16 protein-coding genes are annotated in these 16,255 nt (G+C 63.5%); 6 read left to right on the forward strand and 10 right to left on the reverse strand.

The features are described from left to right. The first annotated feature begins 50 nt into the window (after positions 1 to 50). Entirely contained in the window at positions 51 to 1,682 is a 1,632-nt protein-coding gene (locus tag ACK4FJ_RS13840; RefSeq protein ID WP_409767294.1) for a CTP synthase, read from the forward strand. 136 nt (positions 1,683 to 1,818) lie between these two features. After that, a complete protein-coding gene (gene kdsA, locus ACK4FJ_RS13845) occupies positions 1,819 to 2,664 on the forward strand; it encodes a 3-deoxy-8-phosphooctulonate synthase (RefSeq protein WP_409767295.1) in 846 nt (281 codons plus the stop codon). A 15-nt stretch (positions 2,665 to 2,679) separates the two neighbouring features. On the opposite strand, the gene ACK4FJ_RS13850 is transcribed toward kdsA, so the two are convergent. Together ACK4FJ_RS13850 and ACK4FJ_RS13855 are read right to left on the reverse strand one after the other, a co-directional pair. Beyond that, positions 2,680 to 3,456, reverse strand: coding sequence for a YEATS-associated helix-containing protein (locus ACK4FJ_RS13850; RefSeq protein WP_409767297.1), 777 nt, complete (start codon positions 3,454 to 3,456; stop codon positions 2,680 to 2,682). Positions 3,457 to 3,627: 171 nt separating this feature from the next. Next, positions 3,628 to 3,849 (reverse strand): biotin/lipoyl-binding carrier protein, encoded by a 222-nt coding sequence (locus ACK4FJ_RS13855; RefSeq protein WP_409767298.1) that lies wholly within the window; start codon positions 3,847 to 3,849, stop codon positions 3,628 to 3,630. 96 nt (positions 3,850 to 3,945) lie between these two features. Here ACK4FJ_RS13855 and ACK4FJ_RS13860 point away from each other — a divergent pair, with 96 nt between their 5' ends. Then, positions 3,946 to 4,824, forward strand: coding sequence for an SPOR domain-containing protein (locus ACK4FJ_RS13860; RefSeq protein WP_409767299.1), 879 nt, complete (start codon positions 3,946 to 3,948; stop codon positions 4,822 to 4,824). Between the two features lie 60 nt (positions 4,825 to 4,884). On the opposite strand, the gene typA is transcribed toward ACK4FJ_RS13860, so the two are convergent. Beyond that, a complete protein-coding gene (gene typA, locus ACK4FJ_RS13865) occupies positions 4,885 to 6,708 on the reverse strand; it encodes a translational GTPase TypA (RefSeq protein ID WP_409767300.1) in 1,824 nt (607 codons plus the stop codon). Between the two features lie 175 nt (positions 6,709 to 6,883). Next, a complete protein-coding gene (locus ACK4FJ_RS13870) occupies positions 6,884 to 7,933 on the reverse strand; it encodes a LysR substrate-binding domain-containing protein (protein WP_409767301.1) in 1,050 nt (349 codons plus the stop codon). On the opposite strand from ACK4FJ_RS13870, the gene ACK4FJ_RS13875 reads away from it, so the two are divergent. Next, positions 7,932 to 9,299 carry an MFS transporter gene (locus ACK4FJ_RS13875; RefSeq protein ID WP_409767302.1) on the forward strand — a complete coding sequence of 456 codons (1,368 nt, stop codon included), beginning with the start codon at positions 7,932 to 7,934 and terminating at the stop codon, positions 9,297 to 9,299. The two genes, ACK4FJ_RS13870 and ACK4FJ_RS13875, sit on opposite strands and share 2 nt — an antisense overlap. Before the next feature lie 5 nt (positions 9,300 to 9,304). Here the strand turns inward: ACK4FJ_RS13875 and ACK4FJ_RS13880 are convergent, their stop codons facing one another. From ACK4FJ_RS13880 to ACK4FJ_RS13895, 4 genes are all read right to left on the reverse strand, one after another. Continuing rightward, entirely contained in the window at positions 9,305 to 9,772 is a 468-nt protein-coding gene (locus ACK4FJ_RS13880) for a hypothetical protein (RefSeq protein ID WP_409767303.1), read from the reverse strand. A 127-nt stretch (positions 9,773 to 9,899) separates the two neighbouring features. Beyond that, positions 9,900 to 10,499 carry a PAS domain-containing protein gene (locus ACK4FJ_RS13885; RefSeq protein WP_409767304.1) on the reverse strand — a complete coding sequence of 200 codons (600 nt, stop codon included), beginning with the start codon at positions 10,497 to 10,499 and terminating at the stop codon, positions 9,900 to 9,902. A 15-nt stretch (positions 10,500 to 10,514) separates the two neighbouring features. After that, positions 10,515 to 10,799 (reverse strand): SelT/SelW/SelH family protein, encoded by a 285-nt coding sequence (locus ACK4FJ_RS13890; RefSeq protein ID WP_409767305.1) that lies wholly within the window; start codon positions 10,797 to 10,799, stop codon positions 10,515 to 10,517. A gap of 6 nt (positions 10,800 to 10,805) precedes the next feature. Next, on the reverse strand, positions 10,806 to 12,167 hold the full coding sequence (locus ACK4FJ_RS13895; RefSeq protein ID WP_409767306.1) for a hypothetical protein: 1,362 nt from the start codon (positions 12,165 to 12,167) through the stop codon (positions 10,806 to 10,808). 263 nt (positions 12,168 to 12,430) lie between these two features. On the opposite strand from ACK4FJ_RS13895, the gene ACK4FJ_RS13900 reads away from it, so the two are divergent. Further along, complete coding sequence (locus ACK4FJ_RS13900) at positions 12,431 to 13,039, forward strand: TetR/AcrR family transcriptional regulator (RefSeq protein ID WP_409767307.1); 609 nt, start codon at positions 12,431 to 12,433, stop codon at positions 13,037 to 13,039. Continuing rightward, positions 13,036 to 14,430 (forward strand): MATE family efflux transporter, encoded by a 1,395-nt coding sequence (locus ACK4FJ_RS13905; protein WP_409767308.1) that lies wholly within the window; start codon positions 13,036 to 13,038, stop codon positions 14,428 to 14,430. The genes ACK4FJ_RS13900 and ACK4FJ_RS13905 overlap by 4 nt, the downstream gene beginning before the upstream one ends. A gap of 12 nt (positions 14,431 to 14,442) precedes the next feature. On the opposite strand, the gene ACK4FJ_RS13910 is transcribed toward ACK4FJ_RS13905, so the two are convergent. Beyond that, positions 14,443 to 14,958, reverse strand: a complete 516-nt coding sequence (locus tag ACK4FJ_RS13910; RefSeq protein WP_409767310.1) for a hypothetical protein — start codon at positions 14,956 to 14,958, stop codon at positions 14,443 to 14,445. A gap of 95 nt (positions 14,959 to 15,053) precedes the next feature. Next, complete coding sequence (argE, locus tag ACK4FJ_RS13915; protein ID WP_409767311.1) at positions 15,054 to 16,238, reverse strand: acetylornithine deacetylase; 1,185 nt, start codon at positions 16,236 to 16,238, stop codon at positions 15,054 to 15,056. Positions 16,239 to 16,255 lie beyond the last annotated feature (17 nt).

Genomic DNA, 16,255 nt, shown 5'->3' on the forward strand with positions numbered 1-16,255 from the left:
GTGCGCAAAGCCCTTCATTGTGTCGAGCGATTAGATTAAACAGGAGGCCCATGACGCGGTACATCTTCATCACCGGCGGCGTGGTTTCCTCCCTCGGCAAAGGTCTGGCTTCGGCGGCGCTTGGCGCGCTGCTGCAGGCCCGTGGTTATTCCGTCCGCCTGCGCAAGCTCGACCCCTACATCAACGTCGATCCGGGCACCATGAGCCCGTATCAGCATGGCGAGGTCTTCGTCACCGACGACGGTGCCGAGACCGACCTCGACCTTGGCCATTACGAGCGCTTCACCGGCGTGCCGGGGCGCAAGACCGACAACATCACCACCGGCCGCATCTACCAGACCGTGATCGCCAAGGAGCGCCGCGGCGATTATCTGGGCGGCACGGTGCAGGTGATCCCGCACATCACCGACGCCATCAAGGACTTCATCGCCGCCGAGCGCGAAGGCACCGACTTCATGCTGGTGGAGGTGGGCGGCACGGTGGGCGACATCGAAAGCCTGCCTTTCCTGGAGGCGATCCGCCAGTTCGGACTGGAAGCGGGCCGGGGCCAGGCGATCTATATCCATGTCACGCTGGTGCCGTTCATCGCGGCCAGCGGCGAGCTGAAGACCAAACCGACCCAGCATTCGGTGAAGGAACTGCGCTCCATCGGCATCCAGCCCGATATCCTGCTCTGCCGCGCCGACCGCGAGATTCCGCAGGGCGACCGCAAGAAGATGGCGCTGTTCTGCAACGTGCGCGAAGAGGCGGTGATCCCCGCGCTGGACGTGAACACCATCTATGCCGCGCCGCTGGCCTATCACGAGGCCGGGCTGGACGTGCAGGTGCTGAAAAGCTTCGGCCTCGATGCGGCCAGGGAACCCGACCTGTCGCGCTGGCAGAATGTGGTGCAGCGCGTGGTGGCGCCGGAAAACACGGTAAAGATCGCCATCGTCGGCAAATATACCGGCCTGAAGGATGCCTATAAGTCGCTGGCCGAGGCGCTGGTGCATGGCGGCATCGCCAACAACGCGCGCGTCAACATCGAGTGGATCGAGTCCGAGATTTTCGAGAAGGACGAAACCGCCCTGCATGCCCTGGACGGCGTGCATGCCATCCTGGTGCCGGGCGGCTTCGGCGAACGCGGATCGGAAGGCAAGATCCGCGCCGTCACCTTCGCGCGCGAACGCAACGTGCCGTATTTCGGCATCTGCTTCGGCATGCAGATGGCGGTGATCGAATATGCCCGCTCCAAGGCCGGCATCAAGAAAGCCAGCAGCACCGAATTCGGCCCGGCCGATGAGCCTCTCGTGGGCCTGATGACCGAATGGATGCGCGGCAACGAACTGGAACAGCGCAGCAGGGCCGGCGATCTGGGCGGCACCATGCGCCTGGGCGCCTATGACGCGGCTTTGAAGCCCGGCTCCCGCGTGGCCGAGATCTACGGCAGCACGACGATCTCCGAACGCCACCGGCACCGCTACGAGGTGAACACCAAGTATCGCGACAAGCTGGAATCCTGCGGCCTGATCTTCTCCGGCATGTCGCCCGATGGCCTGCTGCCCGAGATCGTGGAACTGCCCGACCATCCCTGGTTCATCGGCGTGCAGTATCACCCCGAGCTGAAATCCAAGCCCTTCGAGCCGCATCCGCTATTCGCCAGCTTCGTGAAGGCGGCGCTGGACCAGTCGCGGTTGGTTTAGGTTTCTGAAATTGTCATGGCCGGGCTTGTCCCGGCCATCCACGTCTTTTTTGCGCGCATACGCAACTCGTGGATCCCCGGGACAAGCCCGGGGATGACGTATAGAATGGGCCAGGGGCACGGCACAGGAGAGAGTTATGACCGAAGCAGCCAATCCCATCCGCCATGTGAAGGTCGGTGAATTCGAGATCGGCAACGACCTGCCGCTGACGCTGATCGCCGGGCCCTGCGCCATGGAAAGCCGCGAACACGCGCTGGACATGGCCGGCTCGCTGAAGGAGCTGACCGAAAAGCTCGGTATCAGCTTCATCTACAAGTCTTCCTTCGACAAGGCCAACCGTACCTCGATCCGTTCCAACCGCGGCTTCGGCCTGGAAAACGCCATTCCGGTCTTCGACGAGATTCGCTCAACGCTCGGCCTGCCGGTGATCACCGACGTGCATACAGAAGAGCAGTGCCGCGAAGTGGCGCCGCATGTGGACGTGCTGCAGATTCCGGCTTTCCTGTGCCGCCAGACCGACCTGCTGGTCGCCGCCGCGCAGACCGGCAAGCCGGTGAACGTGAAGAAGGGGCAATTCCTCGCACCCTGGGACATGAAGAACATCGTCGAGAAGTTCGACTATTGCGGCAACCCGAATGTGATGCTGTGCGAGCGCGGCGTGAGTTTCGGCTACAACACGCTGGTCAACGACATGCGCGCGCTCCCCATAATGGCCGAGACCGGCTGCCCTGTTGTGTTCGATGCCACGCATTCGGTGCAGCAGCCGGGCGGCAAGGGCACGGCCTCGGGCGGCGACCGCCGCTTCGTGCCGGTACTGGCGCGCGGCGCGGTGGCGATCGGCGTGGCCGCCTTGTTCATGGAAACCCACAAGGACCCGGACTCAGCGCCGTCGGACGGCCCCAACATGGTGGAATTCGACCGGCTGGAACCGATCCTCGAACAGCTGCTCGAATTCGACCATCTGGCGAAAAGCGGGCATTGAGGCAATCCGCTGACCTTAGAGGCGCTGAAGCGCTGCCAGGCCGCGCGATGTGATGGCATAGAGGGGGCGACCGCTTTTGCGCCCGATCCGGGTCTCGGCCATGGTCAGTTCGACCATGCGGTTCAGGCGATCATGGACCAGCGGCTGAGGTAGGCCACTGTCAGTGGCGGTGCCGGCAAGCGTGCGCCAGGTAAAGCTGGAAGCGGCCAAGGCTTTGAGAATCTTTCTGTCGTCGGCGCTCGGAGCTTCCAGTGAGGTATCGGTATCAAAGATCGATTTGACCTCTGCCATCAGAACATCTGGCGTAGGCCGAGGCGGCGAGTCTATGTTTTCCGATACTTCGTCAAGCTTCTCATTCGTCCGCTGGATGGACCGCTGGGCATTCTCGACCGAGCGCTTCATATCGTTGAGCAGCTTCTCGGACATGCCTTGAAGGAAGGCGCGGGAAGAGAATGCCGCCAGCAGACAGAAACCTGCAAAGATGAACAGCTTTCCATACAGGCTCGAGCAGTTTGCGCTTTGTGCTGCGCCGTTCGTTGGCTCGTCGTTGCAGGTAGCTTTGATGATATCGTCCAGCAGCGAGCTTTGCGCGAGACTGAGAAACAGGGGCACGATTAGGGCAGCGATAATCCCGAGAAAGGCATAGCCGAGCCAACTCAGTTGCAGGGCCGGCGTTCCGCCGGCGGGATCATCGCTTTGCGGTCGGCTGTTGCTGAGCAGGTAATTGGCGATGCCACCGAGCATGCCGGTGGAAACGATCACGCACAGAATCAGAATGATCTTGACGGTCATCTCCACGCCCCCGGCTTTATGTGCTGCCAGCTTCTGTCCCGCGAGAGAATATCACGCGGCGCTTTGTCGTGGAGTTGAAAGCAGCGGCATGGGCTGGCCCGAATGACTAATCCAGTATGCGGATATCGGGTTCGTGGGCTTTCCGCTACACGATGATCCCGCCTAGGTGGGTCACACCTCCAGCTTCGCCAGCACCTGGCCTTCCTTGACGCTGTCGCCCTCGGCGACGGTGAGGGACGCGAGCCTGCCCGCCTTGGGCGCTTCGACCGGGATTTCCATCTTCATCGATTCGAGGATCATCACGATGTCGCCGCTGGCCAGGCTGGCGCCGGCCTCGGCCTCGATCTTCCACACCTTGCCGGTGACATCGGCCTTGATCTCGATAACGGGCATGCATCCTCCTCGGTCCGTTAACCCTGTTTCTGCCTTGGAAGTGCCTGTCACGCCAGCGTAAAATGCACGGGTTCCGCCGAGTCCCGAAAGGCCGCCATGTCCTGCCGTAACGTCTTCGCGGTTTTAGTCTTTGCCGGCCTGCTGGCGGGTTGCGACACCTATAACGCGATCCGCCGCGATATCGGCATCGATCCGCGCGATCCTGCCCCGCAGCAGCACATGGCGCAGCCCATGGCCCAGCCGCAAGCCGCGCCGCCACAGGCACAGCCGCTGACTGTGCAGCCGGCGCCAGTTATGCCAGCTCCAGTCATGCAGGGCGGCGTGGCGCAAGCGAACTGGGCCGCCCAGCGCGCGGCCACCGCCGCCGCCAACAACCAGGGCAACACGACGCCGGTCGGTTACAAGGAGCCGGAGAAGCCTGCCGAACCCGTGGCGACCACGTCGGTGGCACCGACCACGGCTATTGCGCCGGCCACTGTGCCGCCTCCCGCCACGCGGCCGGCACGGTCGGCGGCGCCATCAGGCAACGCGACGGCGACCCGTACGGCAACGGCTCCTTCCGCTGCCGCCGCGCCGGGCCTGCCGTCGGGCTACAAACCCTCGGCCTCGGCCACGGACAATCCGGCCAAGGCGACCGAGCAGCAGAAGATGGCGGCTGCCACCGGAGCGATGCCTGAGCCGCCCAAGATGGCCGGCAGCATGAAGGAGCCGGGCAGCGTCACCGGCGGCTCATGGCGCGTGCATCTGGCCTCGCACCGCACGGAATCGGCGGCGATCAACGAATGGCAGGAACTGCTGAAGGCCAATCCGCAACTCTATGGCCAGTATGATCCGCTGGTCTCCTGGGTCGAGCTACAGGGGCGGGGTTCGTTCGCGCGGCTGGAACTGGTCGGCTTCCCCGACAGGAAGGCGGCCGAGGCGGCCTGCGCGAAGCTGCGTTCCGGCACGCGCTACTGCGCGGCGGTGGCGGAGTAAGAGAGACGAAAAAGGCCGGGGATAACCCGGCCTTTTGTAGTCTGGAAAACCTGAAGTGCTTTACGCAGCCGCCTCGGCAGCGCGGCTGGCGCGCTTGCGGTCGTTCGGGTCGAGCAGCTTCTTGCGGATGCGGATCGACTTCGGCGTCACTTCCACCAGCTCGTCGTCGCCGATATAGCTGATCGCCTGTTCCAGCGTCATCTTGCGCGGCGGGGTGAGGCGCACGGCCTCGTCCTTGCCCGAGGCGCGCATGTTGGTGAGCTGCTTGGCCTTCATCGGATTGACTTCGAGGTCGTTGTCGCGGCTGTTCTCGCCGATGATCATGCCCTCGTAGACCGGCGTGCCCGGATCGACGAACAGCACGCCGCGCTCCTCGATATACCACAGCGCATAGGCCACGGTTTCGCCGGTGCCGTTGGCGATCAGCACGCCGTTGCGGCGGCCCGGGATCGGACCGCGATGCGGGCCGTAGCCGTGGAACAGCTTGTTCATGATGCCGGTGCCGCGCGTGTCGGTCAGGAATTCGCCGTGATAGCCGATCAGGCCGCGCGATGGGGCATGGAAGGTGACGCGGGTCTTGCCGCCGCCCGAGGGGCGCATGTCGCGCAGCTCGGCCTTGCGCAGGCTCATCTTCTCGACCACGACGCCGGTATAGGCGTCGTCGACGTCGATATGCACTTCCTCGATCGGCTCAAGCAGCTGGCCGTTTTCGTCCTTCTGGAAGATCACGCGCGGACGGCTGATCGAAAGCTCGAAGCCCTCGCGGCGCATCACCTCGACCAGAACGCCGAGCTGCAATTCGCCGCGGCCGGCGACCTGGAAGGCATCCTTCTCGTCGGTTTCGGTCACGCGGATCGCCACGTTGCCCTCGGCCTCGCGCAGCAGGCGCTCGCGGATCACGCGGCTCTGCACCTTGCTGCCTTCTTTGCCGGCGAAGGGCGAGTTGTTGACCGAAAAGGTCATGGCGAGCGTCGGCGGGTCGATCGGGTTGGCCGGCACCGGTTCGGTGACGGCGGGCTCGCAGATGGTGTCGGCCACGGTGGTGGTGGTCAGGCCGGCGATGGCGACGATGTCGCCGGCTTCGGCCTCGTCCACCGGCACGCGCTCGATGCCGCGGAAGGCCAGCAGCTTGGTGACGCGGCCGGTTTCGATTTCGGTGCCGTCGGCGCGCAGGGAATGGATCGGGCTATTGACCTTCAGCTTGCCGGAATAGATGCGGCCGGTAAGGATGCGGCCGAGGAAATTGTCGGCTTCCAGCGTAGTGACCAGCATCTTGAACGGAGCGTTCAGCTCGACGGTCGGGGCCGGGACGTGGCGCACGATCAGGTCGAACAGCGGAGCCAGATCCTTGCGCGGTCCTTCCAGGCTGTCATCGGCCCAGCCGCTGCGGCCCGAGGCGAACATGCAGGGGAAATCGAGCTGCTCTTCCGTCGCATCCAGCGCGGCGAACAGATCGAAGACTTCGGAATGCACTTCTACCGGGCGGGCATCCTGGCGGTCGACCTTGTTGATGACCACGATCGGACGCATGCCAAGGCCGAGCGCCTTGCCCAGCACGAACTTGGTCTGCGGCAGCGGGCCTTCGGCAGCGTCCACCAGCAGCACCACGCCGTCCACCATGGAGAGGATGCGCTCGACCTCGCCGCCGAAATCGGCGTGGCCGGGGGTGTCGACGATGTTGACGCGGGTGCCGTGCCACTCGACCGAGGTGCACTTGGCCAGGATGGTGATGCCGCGCTCGCGCTCCAGGTCGTTGGAATCCATCACGCGCTCGGCCACCTGCTGGTTCTCGCGGAACGAGCCGGACTGACGCAGCAGGGCGTCAACCAGGGTGGTCTTGCCGTGGTCGACGTGGGCGATGATGGCGATATTGCGGATATCCATGCGGCTTACACAAAAGGCCCGGTCCATCCTGGGGTCAGGCGGCCGGGCGCGATTCCTTTAAATCGGCTAGGGTTGGGCGGGTATATACGGTGCGCGACCGATTGTTACAAGGATAGATTTGTTGCGTCGCAGTGACGGCGGCGCAGGGCAGCCATGTTACTACCCCGCCGGATAATTAACCCCGCCGAATCCGTAGCTTAGCTGGGGCAGGGGTAGCAGGCGCCCCTTCGGCCACGGTTTTCTCGGCTTCGGCCGCCAGCCAGGCCACGAAGGCCCGCACCCGCAGGTCGCCCGACAGGGCCGCCGGCCAGCGCACCAGATGCACCTTGCTGCAGGGCATGCCCCAGCCGGGCCCCAGCGGCCTGACCAGCCGGCCGTCCTTCAGCGCGTCATCGACCAGCAGGGATCTGGCCAGCACCACGCCGCCGCCCTCGATGGCGGCGGTGACAGCCGTACCGATATCGACGAACCGCAGGCTGGTTTTAGGTTTGCCCGCAATGCCGAGCCGTTTGAACCAGATGCTCCATTCCCATTCCGGGGTGTTGCCCTCCTCGGTGCCCTTGTAGAGCAGGGGGAGGGTTGCGAGCTGCGCCGGATCGCGCAGCGGTTTCCTGAGCACCGAGGGTGCGCAGACCGGGAAGACCTGTTCGCGGAACAGCAGGCGCTGGGTGCTGGTGTTGCGTGCCTCCTCGGGTCTGACCCACAGCACGCTCAGATCGCAATCGCCGCTGCGCGCCTTCATCTGCGCCTGGGTGGTGGCGATGACCAGTTCGATTTCGATGCCGGGATGCCGTCGCGCGAAAGCCGGCAGGCGGCGCACCAGCCAGTGCTGCGCCAGCGCCGCGCCGATGCCGACGCGCAGGCGGCCCGGCGTTGTCGCGGCGCGGCAACGTTCACCCAGGCCAGCCATGCTGTCGAACACATCACCCAATCCTTCCGCCAAAGCCGAACCCGCCGGAGTCGGAGACAGACCGGCGCGACGCCGCAGCAGCAAGGATGTGCCGATGAAGGCTTCGAGACGGCGTAGGCGATGGCTCACCGCGCTCTGGGTGATGCCCAGCTCGCTGGCCGCCGCAGTCATGCTGCCATGGCGCAGCACGGCATCGAAGGCCACAAGGGAGTCGAAGGGCGGCAAGGGGCGCATAGTTGTATTATGAATGAAATTCATGATGCTGTGAAGCGATGTCGTTGGCGTGGTGCGCGGCGGCATGCGATGCAGTGCCATGTCCGATCTCGCACAACCCACGCCCCGCTTTGGCTTCAGTCATCCCATGGCCGTGGCCTGGGTGCTGGCGCTGTCGGTCAGCCTGGTCAACTTCGATGTCACCGTCGTCGCCGTGGTGTTGCCGGCCATCCGTGACGAACTGGGTTTCTCCATCAGTGCCACGGCCTGGGTGATGGATGCCTACAGCCTTGCCTTTGCCGGTTCATTGTTCGCCGCCGGCGCCCTGGCCGACCGCTTCGGCCGCCGCCGTATGCTGGTGCTGGGCAATGCCGGCTTCGCGCTGGCGTCGCTGTTCTGCGGCCTGACCTGGGACGGGCCGTCGCTGTGGTTTGCCCGCGCGCTGCAGGGCCTGTGCGCCGCCTTCTATATCACCGGCAGCCTGGCGGCGATCTCGCTGGCTTATCCGATATCGAACGCGGAAAATCGGGCGCGGGCCTTCGGCATCATCGGCGTTACCGGCGGTGCGGCGATGGCGCTGGGTCCCACGCTCGGCGGTTTCGTCGCCGCAGGATTCGGCTGGCGCTGGATATTCCTGATCAACCTGCCGGTTTGCGCGATCTGCGCCTGGGCGGTGCGTCGCGTGATTGCAGAATCGCGCGACGAAGAGGGGCGGGCGCTCGATATTACCGGCGTGGTTCTGCTGACGCTGACCATCGCCCTGCCGGTACAGGCGCTGCTGCACAGCGATGGCGCGCCGGCCTGGCGCTGGTTCGGCGCGGCAGCGGGTTTTGCACTCGGCATCGCGCTGATACGGCAACAGCAGCGCCGTGCCAAACCGATGCTCGACCCGACATTGTTCCGGCGGCGCGAGGCCATTGGCATCGGCAGCCTGCTGCTGTCATTGTCGGCCGGCTACTGGGCCACGCTGATCTATCTGCCGCTCTATCTGCTGGCGGCATTCGGCCTCGATATCGAGCAGAGCGGATTGGCGATGCTGGCCGCCACGTTGCCGATGCTGGCGCTGCCACCGGTCGGTGTCTGGGTAACCCAGCGATACGGCTGGCGGGTGAATTTCACCGGCGGCATGCTGCTGCTCACCGCCGGGCTGGCGTTGCTGGTCTATGCCGCCCTCAGGGATGCATCGCTCTGGTTCGCGCTGGGGGCCATGCTGTTGCTGGCGAGCGGGGCAGGGATCAGCAATTCGCAGGTTTCGGGCGCGCTGGTGGCGCTGGCGCCGCCGGATCGCGCCGGCATGGCGTCTGCCATGGCAACGACATTGCGGCAGGCCGGCTTTGCCATCGGTATCGCGCTGCTCGGTGCGGTCTCCGGCGGTGTGGACTATGCCGCTGCCTTTGGCGTGGCGGCGCTTGCCGCCGCCCTTGGTGCGGTGGCGGCGGCACTGACGCTCAGGAAAAATCTCGTCTAGACAGCTCAGACCAGCATGTCGGCGATGCCGCCGGCGCTCTTGCCGGTGCCCTGCTTGACGGCTTCTTCGATCTTCTCGCGGATTTCTTCTTCGATCTTCTTGCGCAGTTTCTCGTCCAGTTGGGCGAGGCCTTCTTCGGTCAGGCCATTTTCTTCAAGATATTTCGCCCGGATGCGTTCCGGGATCGACATCTTGGCATAATCGAGAAAATCCTGGGTGGCATCGGGGTGCTTCGACGGCGCCGTCGCGGCAACCGCCTCGGCTGTCTGTGTCGCGGTGGCCGTCTGCGTCGCAGCCACTTCGTCGACCGCGCCGACCGCCGTGTTCAGCCAGGCCGGGCGGCTCAGCGGATCGGTGCCTTCGGCTTCCTTGCGCTTCGCCCGTGCCTGCGCGACGAACTGCTCCATCGTCTCGCTGTCGAATGAAAGCAGCTGCAGCCGGCTGCTGCCACCGCCGATACCGGAAACCGACATGCCATCCTCCTGTTGTCTTTGAACAGCAGAGAAGCAATGCGCATGCCATCACTTAGCGGCGACAGGCACGTCGGGATGTTGCGGAAATCGGCAAAATCACAATGTTTCAGGACATGGTAAACACGCGTTAAGCGGAATTTTCTGCCGCCCCATCGGCATGAATGACCCGGACCTCGGGTTTTGCGTCCAGCCAGTCGCCGCTCCAACAGCCCTGATCTTTGCGGCGCTGCCAGAACTGGCAGAAGAAGATGATATCCGGCGTGGCAGAATCTGCATAACGCAGCGGCATCACCAGGCGATAGGTGATCCCATTCACGAAATTACCTTCATCGTGATAAAGGCTGGATGTGTATACCGGCAGGCATTCCGCCAGCACAGTGCGGTTCAGCAGGCGCACATAGTCCAGATAGCCCGCGGGCAGCACTTCATCCAGATAACAGCCGGTCAATTCGCGACCGGTATAGAGTGCGACATGAGTGCCGGCCAGACGGAAGCGGTAACGGTCGTCGTCGGTATTGCGCCCGGTGACGCGGTCGAGCAGCATGACGTTGGGCAGCAGGGCAGGGAAATCGAGCGGATCGATATCGGCGCGCAGCGGTACCTCGCCGGACCGTGCCCGGGAAAACCAGTAGCGCGCCAGCATCTGCAGGCGGTCGTCCGGAATGTCGGCGATACGACCGTGGCCGATCTCTAGGCTGACGCGGGGCAGAGTGGCGAAAGTATCCACGCTTCCTCCTGCCGCTTAACGGTCGATATGGCCGAGATCGCGCTGGGGATCGAGACGGTCGCGCACGATCTGCTTGAGCGTTTTTACATCCGGAAAGCCATTGTCGCGCTTCCTTTCCCAGATCGTGTCGTCGTCGTAGCGGATTTCGAATATGCCGCCCGTGCCCGGCTGCAGGGCGACTTCGGCCAGATCATCGCCAAAGGTGGAAAGCAGTTCCTGCGCCATCCAGGCTGCGCGCAGCAACCATTGGCACTGCGTGCAATAAACAATGGTTATGTGCGGCCGGTCGGCTGTGGGCATGTGATGCTAACCCGGAATGTGATCGCTGCGTAAGCCATCCAGCAGGCCCGGGGTGGCGACCATGCCGCTCACCGCGTCGCCCCAGATGATATCGAAACCCGCCGCAACGCCCATGCGCAGATCGTCGCGGTTGTTGATGTTGGCGAGGATCGCGACGTTACGATGCAGGTGGACGCGGCGCGCGAAATTGCTGATGTCGGTCTGCAGCCGGGCGGCATCGTGCTGGTCGGCAGGTATTTCCGTGCTCAGGCCGTAGCAGCCGGTGCCGGCATAAATGTCCACAAGTTTAACGTCAGCTGCCACATGCGCGACCTGCAGGGAGGATAGCGGCCGGAGGTAGGATACCAGGTCGCCCAGCCGGCTGGCCGGCATACCGACCGGCAGATTGGTGACGGCAAAGGCGATGAAGGTGCGGATGCCGTCGGGCACCTCGCGCAGGCGGCCGAAATACTGTTCCCGCAGACGGCTGATGCTCAGTGTGTCGTAACTGATCGGAACCACCAGCTTGGTCTGCAGGTTGGCGCTGATCATGCGTTGCAGGCCGAGCAGGGCGGCGCCAAGCGTGAAACGGTCTAGCGCGGGCAGCAACTCTTCCGGTTTGTCGAGCAGCGGATCGTCATCGACCAGCACCATTCGCCCCGTGCGCTTGCTGGTGACGCTGGTCAGGAACGACGAAAATACCCGACGTTTCGTATTGAACATCGGGCGGAAGTTGGCGCTGCACTGCTTGAGGTAGTCTTCGGTGCTGGTGCGATGGAACAGCGTGCTGAAATCCTGGTTCAGCTCGGGAATGTCGGCAAACTCCGACTCCGCGCCCCCTTCCATGACCGAGTGCTCCCGGGCCGCCGCGTCGGCACTGACCCGCACATGCTCGATCAACTCATCCAGCGAGTTGACCTTTTCCAGCACGAATTGCCGATTGATTTCGGCCACGCGCGAAACCACGGCGATCTCATGGACGGTCGATTCCTCGCCGACGATCAGTTTCTCGATCTCTTCGGCGATCATGCGGGCCTTGAACTCAGCCTCGCGCTGCCGCAGGCGGGTGAACAGGATCAGAAAGTTTTCGTCATCCACCCTGTAATAGGCATCGGTCAGATCCAGGCGGCGCCGGAATATGCCTTCGATCAGGCGGAAAATCTGTTCGCTGCGCTGTTCCCAGCGCTCGCCCAGCGCAGCCCGGATGCCTGAGAGGCCAATCAGTTGCAGCGAACCGGCGGCAATCTTGCCGGGCGTGATGCCGAGGCCAGTGAGGCCCTGCGGACCCGCATCGGCAGGTTCGCGCCGACGGGGCGCCGGTGGCGGCTCGTCCTTCCCGGCGAGAATCTGGCCCAGCCTCTGGAGGAGGGATGTCCGACTATTATCCATGGAATGGGAACGCGTCGTCTGGTTGGTTGCGGCGGAAAGGCTACGCGCAGACGTAAATTCGACGGAAGTATTACATCATTTTCCAAGTGGATGGCTGCGAGGTTTCTTTAATAGCGAGTCGATTATAAAATATTTATTATATATCAATATGATAGAGTGATTTTTGCGGCCTGCTAATCTCACGGCGCATAGACATTTTTTGACACTAAGCAAAATTCACGAGCATAATATGATGATTGTCATCATATTATGCCTGACTAACGATGAATCAGACCGGACTTCAACTCGCTCCAACCCCGCGCCGCCAGGCCACGCGGGAGAGGATTCTGCGCGCGGCGGCCAGCGCGATCCGGGCCCAGGGCCCACAGGGCGTGGGCGTGCTGGAAATCATGCGTGAGGCCGGCCTGACCCATGGCGGTTTTTATGCGCATTTCAAATCCAAGGACAATCTGGTCGCCGCCGCCATTGCCACGATGTTCGGGCAGGGACGGGAACGCTTTTTCGCCCGTACGGCCGACAGGCAGGGTATCGAGGCCCTGCGTCTGTGGATCGATGCCTATGTCTCGCCCTCGCATCGCGACAATGTGGGCGGAGGTTGCGCGCTGGCGGCGCTGACCAGCGATGTCGCCCGTCTGGATGCGGCAAGCCGGGCCGCCTTCGACGAGGGCCTGCGCGGCATCGTGGCGCGGTTCGTGGCGCATCTGCCGGCGCGCGAAGAATTCGATGCCGAATCTTTCGCCATGGCACTGCTGGCCGAAATGGCCGGCGCCGTGGCGCTGGCCCGCGCGGTGAGTGACGGAGATTTGTCCGACCGTATCCTGCAATCGGCCCGCGTCAGTCTGCAGGCCCGCCTGAATCAGGTGGAAGCATGAACGAGCAGAGCCCTGTCGCTGCCGATCCACGCCCCTTCGTGCAGCCGATCCGCCCGCCACCGCCTGTGCAGGAAAAACTGCTGGCCGCGCCGATCCTGCCGACCCTGCTGAAACTCACCCTGCCCAACACGGTGGCGATGGGGGCCACCGCGCTGGCTGCGATTGCCGAGACGGCGTATGTGGGCCTGCTGGGTGTCGAACCACTGGCCGCGATGGCGCTGGCATTTCCGATGATCATGCTGATGCAGATGACCTCGGCGGGCGCGATGGGGGGCGGCGTGTCGTCGGCCATTGCGCGTTCGCTGGGCGGCGGTGATATCGTCCGCGCCAATGCCCTGGCGCTGCATGCCGTGGTGATCGCGGTTTGCGCCGGCTTGCTTTTCACGGCCTTTTTCTGGCTGCTGGGGCCGGCGATCTATCGGTTGCTGGGTGGTCGCGGCGATACGCTGGCTCAGGCCGTGCTGTATTCCAACACTGTATTTTCCGGTGCCATCGCGGTCTGGCTGTTCAATACGCTGTCGTCGGTGTTGCGCGGTAGCGGCAATATGGCTGTGCCGTCCGCCCTGGGCCTGGCCGTTGCCGTATTGCAGATCATGATCGGCGGCACGCTCGGCCTCGGGCTGGGGCCGGTGCCGCGGCTTGGCATGATGGGAGTCGCGCTCGGGCAGGTGATCGCCTTCAGCCTCGGCACGCTGTATCTGGCCTGGCATCTGCTGGCGGGTCATGCCCGGCTGCGCCTCAGCCCCGGCAGTTTCGAGGCTCGGAGGGAAATGTTCGCCGACATCCTGAAGGTCGGTGCCATGGCCAGCCTGTCGTCACTGCAGACCGTGCTGACCATCCTGATCTTCACCGGATTGGTGGCGCGTTTCGGCACCGTGGCATTGGCCGGCTATGGCATTGGGGCGCGGCTTGAATTCATGCTGATCCCGATTGCCTTCTCGGTTGGCGTGGCCAGTGTGCCGATGGTGGGCATGGCGATTGGTGCCCGTGACGTGCCGCGTGCCCGTCGCGTGGCCTGGACCGCCGGCAGCCTGGCTTTCGGCATCCTGGCTGTGATCGGCCTGATCGTTATCCTGCTGCCCGATGTCTGGTCGGGCCTCTTCACCGAAGATGCCGCCGTGATCGCGGCGGCACGGCAGTATCTGATCGCGGCCGGCGCCGGTTTTCCATTCTTCGGCCTCGGCCTGTGCCTGTATTTCGCATCGCAGGGCGCAGGCAGACTGGTGGGGCCGGTTCTGGCCGGCACGCTTCGTCTGGCTCTGGTGGCTTTGGGCGGCTGGCTCCTGACCATGCAGGCCGCTCCGGTCTGGACGCTGTTCGCGCTGGCCGGCGGGGCGATGATGATCTATGGGTTGGCCACGCTGGCTGCGGTGCGGTTCACCCGCTGGTGAGCAGCGCCGAGTTCAGTCTCTGGCGCCGTGGTAGTAAAACACCGAAATGATACGGTCGATGATGATGCCATCGTCGGCCAGCGGGCAGTGAACATATTCCAGATCTGCATAGTCGTGCCGGAATTTCATGCGCGGCGGCCCATGCCAATAGTAGCTCACGCCGGTCTGCAGTACCTGTTGGCGCACATCGAGTATCACATTGGCAGGCTGGCCCGACAGGTGCGTGTTGGTGGCGACGATCTCGTCGATATAACGGTTCATCATCGGCGATAGCGCTGCTTCAAGCACGACCTCGCCGGCCACACGCACAAAAAACCGCGCGGGCTGCGGCGCCGGTTGGCGCTCCACCTGCACCAGCACTATGTTGGGCAGCAGATGCAACACTGCGGCCATATCGAAATCATGGCGTGCCGGCAGACGGTCAAGCGGATGGATTTGCCGCATGTAGTGCAGGAAATCGCGCACCACATTGCTGTGTGCTCGAGCCAGGATGTCGTCAATCGCTGCAATATTGGGGTGCGGAACCATACCGAATTATGGGTTCGCCAACCAGGAAAGACCAGCCGCCAATAAGGCGACATGAACGCCATCATGGTACCGCAATACCATGATGGCGCGGGTAATCAGACGGGTAGGGCGGCACCACCCTGTTTCACGCGCTCCAGCAGGCGGGCCATGAAGGCTTCGCAGAGGGCGATCTGCTCCAGTGCGATGAATTCATCGGGCTTGTGCGCCTGCTCAATCGAGCCGGGGCCACAGACAATCGTGGGAATGCCCAGTTCCGAGAACAGGCCGGCCTCGGTGCCGAAGGCTACCTTCTGCACGCGGTTGGCGCCGGTCAGGGCTTTGGCCAGTTCGACCACGCCCGCACGATCGTCGGTGGCCAGGCCGGGGAATTCGGAAATCTGCGTGAAGGTGAAGCCGCAACTGGGGTCGATGGCCTTCAGTTCGGGCTCCAGCTTGTTTTTGGCATAGGCCACCACCTCAGCGTAAAGGGCATCCACATCGTCCTGCGGAAGGTAGCGGATTTCCCACAGGAAGCTGCAGTCCTTCGGCACGATATTCAGCGCAGTGCCGCCATTGACAGTGCCGGTATGCAGCGAGGTATAGGGTGGCGCGAATTCGCCGTCGAATGGGCCATGCTCGCGCTTCTTGCGCGCCAGCCCCTTGATGAAGGCGATCAGCTCCGCGGCGGCTTCCACGGCATTGGCGCCCAGATGCGTGAGCGAGGAATGGCATTCGAAGCCGCGCACATCCACGCGCCAGCTTTTTTTGCCCTTGTGCTGGGCGATCACCTGCATCTCGGTCGGTTCGCCGACGATGCAGGCTTTGGGTTTCACCGGCATGTCCTTCAATACCTGGATCAGTTTCTTGGCGCCCAGACAGCCCACTTCCTCGTCATAGGTGAAGGCGTAATGAATCGGGGTTTCCAGTTTCTGCGCCAGAAACTTCGGCGCGTAGGACAGCGCCACGGCAACGAAGCTTTTCATGTCAGAAGTGCCGCGACCGTACAGGCGGCCATCCTTTTCGGTCAATGTGAAGGGATCGGTATTCCATTCCTGCCCGTCGATCGGCACGACGTCGGTATGGCCCGACAACACGATGCCGGGTTTGTCCTGCGGCCCCAGCGTGGCGTAGAGATTGGCCTTCTTGCGGCTGTCGTCATAGACCAGTGTGACTTCCACGCCGAGCGATTGCAGGTGTTCCTGGATCCAGTAGATCAGGGCCAGATTGGAGTCGCGGCTCACCGTCGGCATCTCGATGAGCTGGCGAACCATGGCAAGGGCTTCTGCACTGGGTTTGGTCATGGGGAGGTACGCTTTCT

The organism is Ferrovibrio sp. (assembly GCF_046297595.1).
GTDB lineage: Bacteria > Pseudomonadota > Alphaproteobacteria > Ferrovibrionales > Ferrovibrionaceae > Ferrovibrio.

Coding starts and splice junctions, on each gene's coding strand:
- ACK4FJ_RS13840 (WP_409767294.1), top strand. CDS start 51: ATGACGCGGTACATCTTCATCACCGGCGGCGTGGTTTCCTCCCTCGGC.
- kdsA (WP_409767295.1), top strand. CDS start 1,819: ATGACCGAAGCAGCCAATCCCATCCGCCATGTGAAGGTCGGTGAATTC.
- ACK4FJ_RS13850 (WP_409767297.1), bottom strand. CDS start 3,456: ATGACCGTCAAGATCATTCTGATTCTGTGCGTGATCGTTTCCACCGGC.
- ACK4FJ_RS13855 (WP_409767298.1), bottom strand. CDS start 3,849: ATGCCCGTTATCGAGATCAAGGCCGATGTCACCGGCAAGGTGTGGAAG.
- ACK4FJ_RS13860 (WP_409767299.1), top strand. CDS start 3,946: ATGTCCTGCCGTAACGTCTTCGCGGTTTTAGTCTTTGCCGGCCTGCTG.
- typA (WP_409767300.1), bottom strand. CDS start 6,708: ATGGATATCCGCAATATCGCCATCATCGCCCACGTCGACCACGGCAAG.
- ACK4FJ_RS13875 (WP_409767302.1), top strand. CDS start 7,932: ATGTCCGATCTCGCACAACCCACGCCCCGCTTTGGCTTCAGTCATCCC.
- ACK4FJ_RS13870 (WP_409767301.1), bottom strand. CDS start 7,933: ATGGCACTGCATCGCATGCCGCCGCGCACCACGCCAACGACATCGCTT.
- ACK4FJ_RS13880 (WP_409767303.1), bottom strand. CDS start 9,772: ATGTCGGTTTCCGGTATCGGCGGTGGCAGCAGCCGGCTGCAGCTGCTT.
- ACK4FJ_RS13890 (WP_409767305.1), bottom strand. CDS start 10,799: ATGCCCACAGCCGACCGGCCGCACATAACCATTGTTTATTGCACGCAG.
- ACK4FJ_RS13895 (WP_409767306.1), bottom strand. CDS start 12,167: ATGGATAATAGTCGGACATCCCTCCTCCAGAGGCTGGGCCAGATTCTC.
- ACK4FJ_RS13900 (WP_409767307.1), top strand. CDS start 12,431: ATGAATCAGACCGGACTTCAACTCGCTCCAACCCCGCGCCGCCAGGCC.
- ACK4FJ_RS13905 (WP_409767308.1), top strand. CDS start 13,036: ATGAACGAGCAGAGCCCTGTCGCTGCCGATCCACGCCCCTTCGTGCAG.
- ACK4FJ_RS13910 (WP_409767310.1), bottom strand. CDS start 14,958: ATGGTTCCGCACCCCAATATTGCAGCGATTGACGACATCCTGGCTCGA.
- argE (WP_409767311.1), bottom strand. CDS start 16,238: ATGACCAAACCCAGTGCAGAAGCCCTTGCCATGGTTCGCCAGCTCATC.